The 13,240-nt window shown below is 62.0% G+C and carries 11 protein-coding genes; 1 reads left to right on the top strand and 10 read right to left on the bottom strand.

The window, feature by feature from the left end:
* Positions 1–5: 5 nt before the first annotated feature.
* The 8 genes from ACHMXK_RS07940 to ACHMXK_RS07905 all read right to left on the bottom strand — a co-directional run bounded on the left by ACHMXK_RS07940 (position 6) and on the right by ACHMXK_RS07905 (position 10,793).
* Entirely contained in the window at positions 6–2,333 is a 2,328-nt protein-coding gene (locus tag ACHMXK_RS07940; protein WP_397439219.1) for a nitric-oxide reductase large subunit, read from the bottom strand.
* An 811-nt stretch (positions 2,334–3,144) separates the two neighbouring features.
* A complete protein-coding gene (locus ACHMXK_RS07935) occupies positions 3,145–4,221 on the bottom strand; it encodes an XdhC family protein (protein ID WP_397439217.1) in 1,077 nt (358 codons plus the stop codon).
* A 32-nt stretch (positions 4,222–4,253) separates the two neighbouring features.
* Complete coding sequence (locus tag ACHMXK_RS07930; RefSeq protein ID WP_397439215.1) at positions 4,254–4,844, bottom strand: carbon monoxide dehydrogenase subunit G; 591 nt, start codon at positions 4,842–4,844, stop codon at positions 4,254–4,256.
* A 43-nt stretch (positions 4,845–4,887) separates the two neighbouring features.
* The gene (locus ACHMXK_RS07925; RefSeq protein WP_397439213.1) at positions 4,888–6,072 is read right to left on the bottom strand and encodes a VWA domain-containing protein; all 1,185 of its coding nucleotides are present in this window, start codon (positions 6,070–6,072) and stop codon (positions 4,888–4,890) included.
* Between the two features lie 13 nt (positions 6,073–6,085).
* Positions 6,086–6,991, bottom strand: coding sequence for an AAA family ATPase (locus ACHMXK_RS07920; RefSeq protein ID WP_397439211.1), 906 nt, complete (start codon positions 6,989–6,991; stop codon positions 6,086–6,088).
* Positions 6,992–7,092: 101 nt separating this feature from the next.
* Positions 7,093–7,884: an FAD binding domain-containing protein gene (locus ACHMXK_RS07915; protein ID WP_397439209.1), complete on the bottom strand. Its 792-nt coding sequence runs from the start codon at positions 7,882–7,884 to the stop codon at positions 7,093–7,095.
* Between the two features lie 21 nt (positions 7,885–7,905).
* A complete protein-coding gene (locus ACHMXK_RS07910) occupies positions 7,906–10,281 on the bottom strand; it encodes a xanthine dehydrogenase family protein molybdopterin-binding subunit (protein ID WP_397439208.1) in 2,376 nt (791 codons plus the stop codon).
* 44 nt (positions 10,282–10,325) lie between these two features.
* Positions 10,326–10,793 (bottom strand): (2Fe-2S)-binding protein, encoded by a 468-nt coding sequence (locus tag ACHMXK_RS07905; protein WP_397439205.1) that lies wholly within the window; start codon positions 10,791–10,793, stop codon positions 10,326–10,328.
* A gap of 216 nt (positions 10,794–11,009) precedes the next feature.
* Between ACHMXK_RS07905 and ACHMXK_RS07900 the strand changes: the two genes are divergently transcribed.
* On the top strand, positions 11,010–12,149 hold the full coding sequence (locus tag ACHMXK_RS07900; protein WP_397439203.1) for a sigma-54-dependent Fis family transcriptional regulator: 1,140 nt from the start codon (positions 11,010–11,012) through the stop codon (positions 12,147–12,149).
* Here ACHMXK_RS07900 and ACHMXK_RS07895 read toward each other — a convergent pair whose 3' ends face one another.
* Complete coding sequence (locus ACHMXK_RS07895; RefSeq protein WP_397439201.1) at positions 12,150–12,623, bottom strand: copper chaperone PCu(A)C; 474 nt, start codon at positions 12,621–12,623, stop codon at positions 12,150–12,152.
* 37 nt (positions 12,624–12,660) lie between these two features.
* Positions 12,661–13,209, bottom strand: a complete 549-nt coding sequence (locus tag ACHMXK_RS07890; protein WP_397439199.1) for a YcnI family protein — start codon at positions 13,207–13,209, stop codon at positions 12,661–12,663.
* Between the last annotated feature and the right edge of the window lie 31 nt (positions 13,210–13,240).

The raw sequence follows: 13,240 nt of genomic DNA, 5'->3' as shown, positions 1-13,240 counted from the left end.
TCACGCTAAAGAATTGGAGCGCCGGCACCTCGGGGCGTTTTCCTGGCCGCGAGATAAGCGCGCACGGCGGCAATAGCGATGGGGATCACGCCAAAAACGATGAACACCGTGTCACCAGGCATGCGGCTCCACTCCAACAGCCGCGCAAGATCACTGCCGGTATAAGCCAGGCTTCTGGCGTGCCAGTAGCCGTTATCCAGCACATCCATCAGTTGCAGTACGCCAGCGGGAAACAGGCTGAAAACCACCATCATCAACAGGCCGACATTGAGGCCCCAAAAGCCCACCCATATGTATTTTTCAAGAGTGCGCCAAAGCGCTTCGTCTGCAGTCTGCCTGATGGCAAAGACAATCAAGGCAATGCCCAGCATGCCGAAGACGCCCATCATGGCGGCATGGCCATGGTTGATGGTCAGTAGCGTGCCGGTCTCGAAGTAACTGACGATGGGCAGGTTGATGAGAAACCCCATGATGCCGGCTCCGACGAAGTTCCAGAAGCCCACTGCCATGAGGAAATAGAAAGTCCACTTATGAGGTACCTCTACGCGCTCGCGCGTGCTATCGGAGCCAGGCCTGGATAGCCTGACGAAGTCCCATGCATCCAGCGTAATGAGCGTCAGCGGAACCACCTCAAGCGCAGAGAACAGCGCACTCAACGCCATGTTCAGGCTGGTCTGCCCGGTCCAATACCAATGGTGCCCAGTCCCGATAAAACCGCCGGCGAAATAAAGAATGGCATCGAGGTAAATGACCCGTGTTGCCGTGAGACGCGTAACCACACCGAACTGCAGGAAGATGATGGCCACCATCACGGTCACGAAAAACTCAAAAAAGCCTTCTACCCAAAGATGGATGATCCAGAACCGCCACGCGTCAACGATTGAAAAATGAGTAGTGCCATTGAAAAACATGGCGGGAAGATAAAAAACAGGAATCGCCACTGCAGCGCACATAAAGAGGCCGGCAATTTCGCGCCTCTCGGGGTCGCGCCAAGCTGGCAGCAGTGCGCGAACCAGCAAGCCAAACCAGAACAACAGCGCTACGGCCAGCAGTATTTGCCAGGCGCGACCAAGTTCGAGGTATTCCCATCCCTGATGGCCAAACCAGAACCAGAGATCGGGCAAAAGCTGGCGCATGCCCGCCCACTCGCCCAGCAGGCTACCGACGACGACCACTACCAGCCCCAAGAAAAGAGCATCAATGCCTTTCTTCTGCCCGGCCGGATCACCGCCGCCCAGCGTTGCTGCCAGAAAGAGTGCCCCGGCGACATAAGACGTGGCAATCCAAAAGATTGCCAGTTGCAAATGCCAAGTGCGCAGCAAATTGCTCGGGAACCAGGCGGCCAGATCAAACCCATAAAAAGTGCCAGGGTCGGCGCGGTAGTGCGCAACTGCACCACCAACCAGGGTTTGAGCCAGCAGCAGCAAGGCTACCAAAGCAAAATATTTCAGCGTTGCGCGCTGGCCTGGGGTGACCTGTGCACCCAATATCTTGGGGTGCAAATAACCGGGTCTGGCCTTCCAACCGAGATAGTCAAACTTCCCGAATGCCAGCAGCACGGCGGCGGTTCCACCGAGCAGGAAGATAAGACTCAAGGCGCTCCACAGTAAGGCGTTGGCCGTCGGCGTGTTGCCCGCGACCGGGTCATAGGGGAAGTTGTTGGTGTATGAATGCGTTGTGCCCGGTCGATTAGCGCTTGAAGCCCACGCGGTCCATGCAACAAAGGCACTGAGTTGTCTCAACTCAACCGGGTCGCTGATGGTTTTTGCGCTCAAACCACCGTTCTTCACAGGACTGGAAAAATACTCAATCCACACGCTGGGTCGGCTTTGGAACCAGGCCTCATAGGCCGGCCCCACGGTCAGCACCCTGGTTTGCGGGTCGTAGCGATTGTCCTTCAGCGCAGTCCGCACTTCTGCCTCAACCATAGCACGCTGCGCCGGGGCCAGCTGTTCGAGCGGGGTGTCATAGATCTGCTGGGCGATGCTCGTCGCACTGTGCAGCGCCAGGGTATGCAGATACTCGGCCGAAAAATCAGGGCCCAACAAAGCACCGTGCCCCCATATCGAGCCGTTGTCCATCAGCGCATATTTGAGAAACACCAGTTGTCCGTCGCTGATGTTTTTTCCGGTGAACACCACAGCCCCCGTGGAGCTGATCACCTGGTCGGGGATAGGGGGCGCGTCGGTATAAACCTTGGTCGTCAGCAGAATCAGCACCGCAAAACCAAACGCCATGGTGATGAGTGCTGCGCGTCGCCACCACGGCGACAAGCTTTCGGTGGTGTGGCTTGCTGACAGCGGCGCCGCACCCGACGCGATTTCATTCAGCATAGCGACTCCACTGGTTATTTGGTTTCAACGTCGATAGTATCTGTTGCAGTCATTTGGGGGGAGGGTATTTCAAGGACCATTTGACTTGACAAAGGGTGAGAGCGCGTGAACTTTCCCCATATCTGATTAATGATTTCTTCGACGTAAAAGCCGCGAACGACCAGTGCGCCGGTAATCATCAAGTCACTTTGCGCGAAACGGCAAGGCGCGTCTGTTCGCTAACGGACATTCACACTGCGTCAAACCGCAGCTGCAAACAGTGAACCCACGCCCGCAGTAATGCCCCTACCGTCTTGGCGAGCAGGAGCCGGGGTATTGGTTGTTCGTAGCCAGCAGACATGTGACGGGACGCGAAAGCTTTTTTCGTCTGTTAGTCACCCGCACAGCGAGAGCTGTATCAGATTTTTTTGCAGCATCTGCTTTGAGTCGTCAAGAGCCGGTCATGAACGACAGTTGGCTGGACATCAATTGGATTGCCGGTAAGCCGACACCGATGATCGGCAGCAAACGCTGCACAGCAGACATATGACGATGAAGCTCGAACGGCAGCAACGGGTCGTTAAGAGCCAGTCATGAACGACCGTTGACGGGAAATCAACTGGGTTTCTGGTAAGCCTGTATCGACAATCGGCAGCAACCGCTGCTTTGCAGACGCTGAAGTAACCCGCCTTGATCACCCGCTTCGGGCTCATCGCCGTATTTCAGCGATTCACAGCGTCACACCCGCTATGTCTTTTATAGCATCCCGATAATTCCGGACGCAGGGCACAGGCCAATTTCGCTAAAAAATCCAAGAACAACTCACTTAAGACTAGGCCTGCGGAACACCACACACCAATTCACCCGGCTCGTTGGCCTCCACCGCACGGACGTCTTTGGCCTGCCGCACAGCCATGTCGCGCGGCAACACCACGCCGTTTTTCACGGCCAGCACCTCGGCCATCACGCTGACGGCGATTTCGGGCGGGGTCTTGCTGCCGATGTAAATACCGATGGGGCCGCGCAGGCGCGCGAGGGTCGCTTCGCTGAGGCTGAAATGTTCGATCATGCGCTGGTGACGCGCCTCGTTGTTGCGCCGTGAGCCAATCGCGCCTATGTAAAACGCGTCGGTGCTCAGCGCCTCCATCAAGGCCAGGTCGTCGAGTTTGGGATCGTGCGTGAGGGCAATCACGCAGCTGCGCCGGTCCGGTTTGAAGGCGATCACCACGTCGTCCGGCATGTCGCTAAGCACCTTGGCGCCGGCCACCGACCAGGCGCTGCGGTACTCTTCACGCGGGTCACAGACGGTGACGGAAAAACCGCTGAACAAGGCCATGGTTGCCAAGTACTCGGTCAGCTGGCCCGCACCTATCAGCAACATGCGGTATTCGGGGCCAAAGGTGTTGACCAGTTCCTGGGCCGAGACACTGAGTTCGGCCGGCGCCAGGGCTTGCTCCAGCGTGACGACACCATCGGCCAGGCGCACGCGGCGCTGGGTCAACTGCCCGGCTTCCAGCGCTTCCACCAGTTGCGCCAGCGCGGTCGCGTCGGGGTCATACTCCAGCAACAACTCCAGCGTGCCGCCACAAGGCAGGCCAAAACGGTGGGCTTCGTCGGCGGTGACGCCGTATTTGACAAAGGCCGGCGGGCCCGAGGGAATGGTTTTACCGCCACCGTCCAGCGACAAGGCCGACGCATACGCTTGCGTGTGCCTGTAGATCAGGTCATCTTCAATACAGCCGCCCGACACCGAGCCAACCACCGCACCGTCTTCACACAGCGCCATGATGGAGCCCACAGGCCGCGGCGACGAGCCCCAGGTCCGCACCACCGTGGCCAGCAAGGCGCGTTTGCCCGCCGCACGCCAGTCGCGCAGGGTGCGCAATACCATCACATCCAGATTTTCCATCACTCTTCCTTTCGCCGGTGGCCTGCAGACCGTCAACCGCCCAGCCCGACCACCAGCACCAGCGCCAAAATCACCGCGCCGGCGATATAAACCCACACCGGAAGGCCGGCGCGGCGTGTGGTTGTGGCGACTTCCGTCTCCACATCACCCATGACTATTTTCGCCGCATAACTCTCGGGATGCTGGCGCTGCATTTCATCGTCAAAACGTTTGAAAAAATCTTCCGCCATGGACTTGGCCGCGCCGTCAATCAGCCGCTGCCCAAGCTGCGCCACCTTACCGCCGACCGAGGCATGCACCGTGTACGCCAGCTCGCAACCCTCGGCGTTGGGCGTCAGTTGGACTTCGGCGCTGCCCTTGCCAAAACCGGCCGGGCCGCCCTGCCCTTCAAACGACAGTTTGTAACTGGACGGCGGGTTGATTTCGCTGAGCGTGATCTTGCCGGTGAATTTGGCCGAGACCGGCCCTATCTTCAACGCCATGCCGATCGCGTATTGGTTGTCGCCCGAGGCTTCGACCTTGTCGCAACCGGGGATACAGGTTTTGAGAACGGCGGGATCGTTCAGCGCGTCCCAGGCCTGTTGCTGGGTCACGGCGAGTTGCCGGCTGGCTGACATGTCCATGGTCTTGTCCTTTTTTTCTTGGTGGAGTTTGAATAATGCGCGCTCAAGTCTTCATCAGAGCCGCCAGACTGGCCGCCAGTTCCTCCAGCTTGCTCAAGTTGTGCACCGCGAGCATGCCATGGGCCTGCGCATGCAGTACCGCCGCGCCACGCGCCAGCGGCGCATAACCGTCAAAACGCAGCAAGGGGTTGAGCCAGAGCAGGCGGCGGCTGCGCCGGCGCAGCCAGGCCAACTCACGCGCCAGGTCCGCCGGCTCGCCGGTGTCCAGGCCGTCGGTGATGACCAAGACGATGGTGCGGCGCCCGACCAGGCGGCGCGCATGGTGTTCGCGCAAGCTGGCCAGCGACAGGCCCAGCTGCGTGCCGCCGGCAAAATCTTCAATCGCCAGACTGGCATGCGCCAGCATGGCGTCGGTATCGGCCTGACGAAACGCCGGCGTCAAATCGGTCAGGTGCATGCCGAAGGCAAACACATCGCGCTGCGGATGACGGCGTGTGGCCGCATGCAAAAAAGCCAGCAGCAACCGGGCATAACGCTCCATCGAACCCGACACATCGACCAGCACCAGCAAAGGCAAGGCCTGCTCGCGCCGCTGCAAGCGCGGCAGTTGCAGCAACTCGCCGCCGGTCTGTGCGGCCCGGTGCATGACGCCGGGCCAGTGCATGCGTGCGCCCGAGGCTGCGGGGCGGCTGCGGCGCGAGGCAAACATGGGCAGGGGCAGCTTGATGTCGCGCGCCAGCCGCTCCACCAGCCGGTACTCGGTGGCCGACAAGGCGTTGAAGTCGGCATGTTGCAGGCGCTCGATGTCGCTGGCCGTCATGGCTGCGTCAAACTCAACCTTCTGGTCTTCGGCAGCGGGCTGGGCCTGCTGGCCGAAAGTTTTTTGTGGCGCCAGCGCCTCACGCACACGTGGCCGGCGTTTGCTGGCCTCGGCTTTGCCTTCGGCGCTGGGCAGCAGTTGCGCCAGCAGCTTGTTGGCGACTTTCGGGTCCTGGAAATACACCTCGAACAATTCGCGAAACACCAGGCGATCCTGCTCGCGGCTGACCATCACGGCTTCAAAGGCCGCACTCAGGTCTTCCTTGTCGGCAATACCCACCGCCAGCGCCGCCTCCTTGGCCAGGGCGATACGCTGGCTGTCGATTTTGACGCCGGCCCGGCGCAAGGCCCGGCCGAAGCCGGTGATGTTGTCGGCCAACTTGCCGCTGCGCGCATCCCCTAGAAGCATGCTGGCACTCCGGTCACTCGGCCGCCGTCTCTTCGGGCTTGAGCAGTTCAACGGCCAGCTCATGTGTGAGCGCCGCCACGTCCTCACGCTGTTTGAACAAGATGCCGGCCGTGTCGGCAATCACCTCAGGGTCGACCACCAGCGTGTCCAGCGCGACCAGCGCTTTGGCCCATTCGACGCTTTCTGCAATGCCAGGCGCACGCTGAAAAGCGTTGCCAAAAGGCGACCGGCGCAAGCGGTCGACGAAGCTGGCGACCTGGGCCGACAACAAGTCGCCGGCCTGCGGCACCTGGGCCCGCACAATCGCCAGTTCGCGCTCGCGGTCCGGGTAATCCAGCCAGTGGTAGAGGCAACGGCGTTTGACGGCGTCGTTGAGTTCACGCGTGCGGTTGCTGGTGAGGATGGTCACCGGCGTCACCTCGGCGCGCACCGTGCCGATTTCGGGAATGCTGACCTGGTACTCGCCCAGGTACTCGAGCAAAAAGGCCTCGAAGGGTTCGTCGGCCCGGTCCACCTCGTCGATCAGCAGCACCGCGCCCGGCGCCGGTGTTTGCAAGGCCTGCAGCAGCGGCCGGCGTATCAGGTAGCGGTCCTGGTAGACCTCGCGCTCAACGTCGGCGGCCTGGCTGTGGCCTTCCACGGCACGCATGTGCAGCAACTGGGCTGCGTAGTTCCACTCGTACAGGGCTTCGCGTTGTTCCAGCCCGTCGTAACACTGCAGGCGTATCAGTTGGCGCTGCAGCGCCAGGGCCAACGCCTTGGCCAGCTCGGTTTTGCCAACGCCGGGTTCACCTTCGAGCAGCAGCGGGCGCTGCAGTTTCAGTGCGAGGAAAACCGCCGTGGCGAGCCGGCGGTCGGCGAAATAACCGGCCCCCTGCAGCGCCTGGATCAGCGCATCAATGCTTGGGAAAATCGTCATCAAATCGGTTTTCCATTTTCTCTAATCGCTATCAATTAAATAGCTACTTGCACCCGCCCTTCAAGGGCCAGAGGCCTAAAAAGCTTAAGAAAGGCAATAAATCAAGCCAAGGCCTTCGCCACCCCGCGCTGCGCCTGCACGCTGATCAGGTTGGCGCGGTAAGCGGCCGTGGCGTGGATGTCGCTGTTCAGGTCTGTCGCATCAATGTTGACCGCTGCGGCGGACTCCGGCGTGAAACTTTTGCTCAAAGCCGCTTCCAGCCCCGTGTGACGGAACACACCGTTGGAGGCACCGGTGACGGCGACACGCACGCCGGCATCAAACTGCGCAATGAAAACGCCGACCAGCGCAAAACGCGAGGCCGGTTGCTTGAACTTCATGTAGGCCGCGCGCTTGGGAATCGGGAAGCTGATCGCGGTGATCAACTCGCCCTCGTTCAGCGCGGTTGCAAACATGCCGAGGAAAAAGTCGTCGGCCGCGATCTTGCGTGAGGTGGTGTGAATCGTCGCGCCCAGCGCCAGCACCGCGCTGGGGTAACAGGCGGACGGGTCGTTGTTGGCGACCGAGCCGCCCAAGGTGCCCATCGCGCGCACCTGCCGGTCGCCGATGTTGCCCGCCAGGTCGGCCAGCGCCGGCAAAGCCGCTTTCAGCTCGGCGTGAATGGCGACGTCGGCATGGCGCGTCATGGCGCCGATCACAAAGGCATTGCCGTCGCGTTTGATGCCGACAAGCTCCTTGATGCCGCTCAGGTCGGCCAGTTGCTCCGGGCTGGACAGGCGTAATTTCATGGACGCCAGCAAAGTCTGCCCGCCGGCCAGCGGTTGGGCGCCGGCGGCGGCGAGCTTGGCCGCATCGGCGGTGGTGGCTGGGCGTTCCAGGGTGAATGCATACATGGTGGGTACTCCTTGGAAGTGTCAGTGTTTGGCGGCCTGGATGGCTTCCCAGACGCGGCTGGCAGTCGCGGGCATGTCGAAGTCGGTCACCCCCAGCGGCTTCAAGGCGTCCAGCACCGCATTCATCACCGCCGGCGGCGAACCGATGGCGCCGGCCTCGCCGCAGCCCTTGGCACCCAGCGGGTTGTGGCTGCAGGGCGTGCACAAGGTGTCCAAGGTGAAGTTGGGCATGTCGTCGGCACGCGGCATGGTGTAGTCCATGAAAGAGCCGGTCAACAACTGGCCGGACTCCGGGTCGTACACACAACGCTCCAGCAGCGCCTGGCCTATGCCCTGCACCAGCCCGCCATGCACCTGGCCTTCGACAATCATGGGGTTGATGATGTTGCCGAAGTCGTCCACCGCCGTGAAACGGTCGGCCCGCACCTCGCCGGTGGCCGGGTCGATCTCGACCTCGCAGATGTAGGTGCCGGCCGGGAAGGTGAAGTTGGTCGGGTCGTAAAACGCGGTTTCATTCAGGCCGGGCTCCAGCTTGTCCAGCGGGTAGTTGTGCGGCACATACGCTGTCAGCGCCACCTGGCCGAAGGTCACCTTTTTATCAGTGCCCTTGATGGTGAACTCGCCGTTGGCAAACTCCACGTCCGCGTCGCTGGCCTCCATCAGGTGCGCGGCGATTTTTTTGGCCTTGGTTTCAATCTTGTCCAGCGCCTTCATGATGGCCGTGCCGCCCACCGCCAACGAGCGCGAGCCGTAGGTACCCATGCCGAAAGGCACACGTCCGGTGTCGCCGTGCACCACATCCACCTGGTCCACCGAAATCCCCAGGCGCGCGGCCACCACCTGCGCAAACGTGGTTTCATGGCCTTGGCCGTGGCTGTGGGAACCGGTGAACACGGTCACGCTGCCGGTCGGATGCACACGTACTTCACCGCATTCGAACAGGCCGGCGCGTGCACCCAAAGCGCCGGCGATGTTGCTGGGCGCCAGGCCGCAGGCTTCGATGTAGCTGGAGTAACCGATGCCGCGCAATTTGCCCTTGGTTTCGGTCGCGGCCTTGCGTTGGGCAAAGCCGGCCACGTCGGCCAGCTCGTTGGCGCGCTCCAGCAAGGCGCGGAAGTCACCCACGTCGTATTGCAGCGCCACCGGTGTCTGGTAGGGGAATTGGGTGACCATGTTGCGCCTGCGGATTTCATCCTGGGCCAGGCCCAACTCCCAGCCGCAACGTGTGACCAGGCGCTCCAGCAAATACGTCGCTTCAGGCCGGCCGGCGCCACGGTAGGCATCGACCGGCGCGGTGTTGGTGAACCAGGCATCGACCTCGACATAAATCTGCGGCGTGGTGTACTGGCCGGCCAGCAGGGTCGCGTACAAAATGGTCGGAATGGCCGGCGCAAATGTCGACAGGTAAGCGCCCATGTTGGCGTCGGTGTGCACGCGCAGCGCGAGAAACTTGCCGTCCTTGTCCAGCGCCATTTCGGCGTGGCTGGCATGGTCGCGGCCATGGGCGTCGCAGACAAAGGCTTCGCTGCGGTCGGCCGTCCACTTGATGTTGCGGTTGAGCTTTTTCGACGCCCAGGTCAGGCACACGTCTTCTGCATAAAGATAAATCTTGGAGCCGAAGCCGCCGCCCACGTCGGGTGCAATCACCCGCACTTTGTGTTCGGGCAGGCCCATCACAAAAGCCGTCAACAACAGGCGCTCGACGTGCGGGTTCTGATTGGCCACGTACAAGGTGTATTCGTCGGTCGCGCGGCTGTAAGAGCCGATCACGGCGCGCGGCTCCATGGCATTGGGAACGAGACGGTTGTTGATCAAATCAAGTTGGGTCACATGCGCGGCCCCGGCAAAAGCCGCGTCGACCTGCGCCTTGTCGCCTATCGCCCATTTGAAGCAATGGTTGCCAGGGGCAACATCGTGCAGGGCCGCAGCCTTGGCGGCATCGGTCACCTTGACGACGGCGCTCAGCACCTCGTAGTCCACCTCCACCAGCTCGGCGGCGTTTTTGGCCTGCTCCAGCGTCTCGGCCACCACCATGGCCACATGGTCGCCGACATAGCGCACCTTGCCCTGCGCCAGGATCGGGTGCGGCGGCTCCTTCATGGGCGTGCCGTCGGTGCTGGTGATCAGCCAGCCGCAAGGCAGGCCGTTGATCTTGTCGGCCGCCACGTCGGCACCTACAAACACATCCAGCACGCCAGGCGCGGCCTTGGCGGCCGCCGTGTTGATACTTTTGATGTTGGCATGGGCGTGCGGCGAACGCACAAACACCGCGTAGCTCTGGTGGGCCAGCGTGATGTCATCGGTGTATTGCCCGCCGCCGGTCAGAAAACGGTAGTCTTCCTTGCGGCGTATGGACGCGCCAATATCGGGCAAGTTGACAAAATCGGATGCACCCATTTTTGTACTCCTGAAAAATTGACCAAGCTCAATGCGTGCGCGAATCAGGTCGCCATGGCCGCAGCGCCCTGCTGCACGGCCTTGACGATGTTCTGGTAACCGGTGCAGCGGCAGAGATTGCCTTCCAGCAACTCGCGGATTTCCGTTTCTGTCGCCTTGGGATGGTGTTTGCAAAGATCGACCGCACTCATCACCATGCCGGTGGTGCAAAAGCCGCATTGCAGGCCGTGGCACTCCTTGAACGCCGCCTGCATCGGGTGCATGGTGCCGTCCGGCTGGGCCAGACCCTCGATGGTGGTGATCTCGGCGCCTTGGGCCTGGGCCGCCAGGATGTTGCAGGACTTGATGGCGCGCCCGTTCATGATGACGGTGCAAGCGCCGCATTGGGCGGTATCGCAGCCCACATGGGTCCCGGTGAGCTGCAGTTGTTCGCGCAGCACCTGCACCAACAAGGTGTTGGTGGGGACCTCCAGGGCCGATGATTTCCCATTGACTTTGAATTGAACTTGCATGCGCTTGTCTCCTGTTGGCTTGAGGCTGGGGAGCGTGTCGGGCTCCGGGGACGAAACAAACCATTGTTGGATTGGCGACCCCACCCAGACCTAGGGTAAACCCCAAAGTCTTGCCAAACGGGGCTGAAATTCTCAAAATGGAACATTCCCTGCCAACCGGCAGAACAGCGCATTCAAGGCAGGCCAGTCAGGCTGCCCCCACCGGGTGTTCATGCCATGCTGACTGTCCTCTCGCCGTCTTCCGAACAACGCTTGCATCTCATCGCGCAAGCCCGTCAGGCGGTGATGCAGGACGGCAAAAGCCCGCCCGGCGGCGCCCTGGCCGACAGCTGGATTGAACGCTCCTGGCAGCGCTGCCTGGCCAGCGGCCAGCGGCCGGACCAGGCCGTCGGCTTTGAGCTGATGTCACCGCAGCTGCTGCGCCGCACCGAAGAGGCCAACCACGTGCTGGTGCAGGCCGCCCGTCCGGTGCTGGAAAAACTCGGGGTGGCGATTGCCAGCACGCACTACTTCGCCATCCTGACCAATGCACAAGGTGTGGTGGTGGATGTCAACGGCTCGATAGACCGGCGCGACCGGCGCGCCGATCTGATCACCCGTATAGGGGTAGACCTGTCCGAGCAATGTGTGGGCACCACCGCGATAGGTGCGGCGCTGACCGAGCTGCAACCGGTCTGGTTGCACCGCGGCGAGCATTTTTTCAATGCCAACTCGGCCTACAGCTGCGCCGGCGCGCCGGTGTTCGGGCCCGACGGCCGCTGCGCCGGCATGCTGGACCTGACCGGCGTGGACGCGGTGGAACGGCCCGAACTCAAACACCTGGTCGCGCAGTCGGCGCGCCATATTGAAAACGCGCTGATGCAGGGCCGGCCACACGAGTTGCTGATCCGCTTGAACTGGTCCAGCCCCAGCCTGGGGGAAGACAGCGACGGCCTGGTCTGCCTGGACGCCGACGGCTGGGTCACAGGCGCCAACCCGGCGGCGCGGCAGATGGTGCCGGCACTGCAGGCCGGTCACCCGGCGGCCGTGCATTGCAGCGAACTCTTTGCCATGCCTTACGGCCTCTTGTTTGACGCCGCGAAAGCCGATACCACGCAGGCCTACCCGCAAGCCATCGACGTGCCTTTGTGGTCAGGCCTGCGCCTGCATGCGCTGCCGCTGCTGCAGGGCCACGCCGCCGCCACCCAGCGGCTGACCGGCCGCGCCGCCAGCCACCTGCCGCTCAAGGATGTGGAAACCGCGCTGATCCGCAAAGCCGTCAGCGACGCCAGGGGCAATGTCATGAAAGCGGCGCGCACCCTTGGCATCAGCCGCGCCACGGTGTACCGCCGGCTCGGCAGCAAACCCGGCAAATAGTCAGTGCTTGTGGGCGGCCGCCGCGGGCTGGCCTGCGGCTGCGCCGGGCGCGGCGGCGGCAACCGGCACGCTCAGCGCGACCTTGCTTTCAACACCTTTGGCGTCCTTGAACACCAGGGTCATGGCCACCGTGCTGCCGGCCGGCAAAGCCTGTTTCAAATCCATCAACATCACGTGGTAACCGCCCGGCTTGAGCTCCACCGTTTTGCCGGCCGGCAAATCCAGGCCCGACAAACCGCGCATTTTCATGACGTCGTTTTCCATCTTCATTTCATGCACTTCGGCGATACCGGCCGCAGGTGTGGAGACAGCCACCAAGCGGGTCGTTTCCTTGGCCGTGATTTTCATGAAGGCGCCCGTGCCTTGCTGACCGGTCACGGCCGTGCGCACCCAGGCGTCCTTGACATCGACGGTTTGGGCAGAGGCCAGGCCAGCGCTGAGTGCCAGCAAGGCGGTGATGATGCTTGATTTCATGATGGTTCTTTCTTTGAGATAAATCGGGAATCGGAGTTCAGTGCTGGTGAGGGCCGGCCTGGGCGGGTGTGACTTCCAGCAACACCGCCGGCGCTTTCAAGCCCTGGGTGGAGGTGCCGGTAGCGGGCACTTCGCTCCAGTCATTGTGGCCGTTTTCGCAGGTTTGCAGCACCTTGAACCAGAGCGGCCCCGCCATCTCCGGGAGTTTGCCGCGCAGCAAAAACTCGTCCACCAACGCGTCGGGCAGCGCCGCCTCTTTGCTCGCCGCCGTCCAGCGCACCACGCTCACGTCTTGCGTGATTTGTTTGCCGTGGCTGGTGTACGGTGTAGCGAGTGGCGCGCTGGTGGCGGACACGTTCCAGCCGGCCTTGGGATAAGGCTTGGCGCCCTGAAACCCGGCCGGGATCTGCACAGCCACGCCGGTGGTGGCCGAGCCCTGGCAGCCGTGGCCGACCAGGAACACGGCCTTGTAGCTGCTGCCGGCCGCCGCACTGCCGGCTTCCAGGACCATGTGAGAAAAAGCGGGTGCAGCCCCCGCCACCAGGGCGCATGTAGCTATTATTTTGATAGCAATAGAGATAGGCATGAATGGATCTTTCGTCAGGATGAGTTAATCG

Source organism: Polaromonas sp. UC242_47 (assembly GCF_044452385.1).
Classification (GTDB): domain Bacteria; phylum Pseudomonadota; class Gammaproteobacteria; order Burkholderiales; family Burkholderiaceae_C; genus Polaromonas.
Note: the sequence above shows the minus strand (reverse complement) of the source record. Positions and strands in the feature narration are given on the sequence as shown.

What these genes read in the sequence shown, in the direction of transcription:
- ACHMXK_RS07940 (WP_397439219.1), bottom strand. Translation starts at nt 2,333, where the DNA reads ATGCTGAATGAAATCGCGTCGGGTGCGGCGCCGCTGTCAGCAAGCCAC.
- ACHMXK_RS07935 (WP_397439217.1), bottom strand. Translation starts at nt 4,221, where the DNA reads ATGGAAAATCTGGATGTGATGGTATTGCGCACCCTGCGCGACTGGCGT.
- ACHMXK_RS07930 (WP_397439215.1), bottom strand. Translation starts at nt 4,844, where the DNA reads ATGGACATGTCAGCCAGCCGGCAACTCGCCGTGACCCAGCAACAGGCC.
- ACHMXK_RS07925 (WP_397439213.1), bottom strand. Translation starts at nt 6,072, where the DNA reads ATGCTTCTAGGGGATGCGCGCAGCGGCAAGTTGGCCGACAACATCACC.
- ACHMXK_RS07920 (WP_397439211.1), bottom strand. Translation starts at nt 6,991, where the DNA reads ATGACGATTTTCCCAAGCATTGATGCGCTGATCCAGGCGCTGCAGGGG.
- ACHMXK_RS07915 (WP_397439209.1), bottom strand. Translation starts at nt 7,884, where the DNA reads ATGTATGCATTCACCCTGGAACGCCCAGCCACCACCGCCGATGCGGCC.
- ACHMXK_RS07910 (WP_397439208.1), bottom strand. Translation starts at nt 10,281, where the DNA reads ATGGGTGCATCCGATTTTGTCAACTTGCCCGATATTGGCGCGTCCATA.
- ACHMXK_RS07905 (WP_397439205.1), bottom strand. Translation starts at nt 10,793, where the DNA reads ATGCAAGTTCAATTCAAAGTCAATGGGAAATCATCGGCCCTGGAGGTC.
- ACHMXK_RS07900 (WP_397439203.1), top strand. Translation starts at nt 11,010, where the DNA reads ATGCTGACTGTCCTCTCGCCGTCTTCCGAACAACGCTTGCATCTCATC.
- ACHMXK_RS07895 (WP_397439201.1), bottom strand. Translation starts at nt 12,623, where the DNA reads ATGAAATCAAGCATCATCACCGCCTTGCTGGCACTCAGCGCTGGCCTG.
- ACHMXK_RS07890 (WP_397439199.1), bottom strand. Translation starts at nt 13,209, where the DNA reads ATGCCTATCTCTATTGCTATCAAAATAATAGCTACATGCGCCCTGGTG.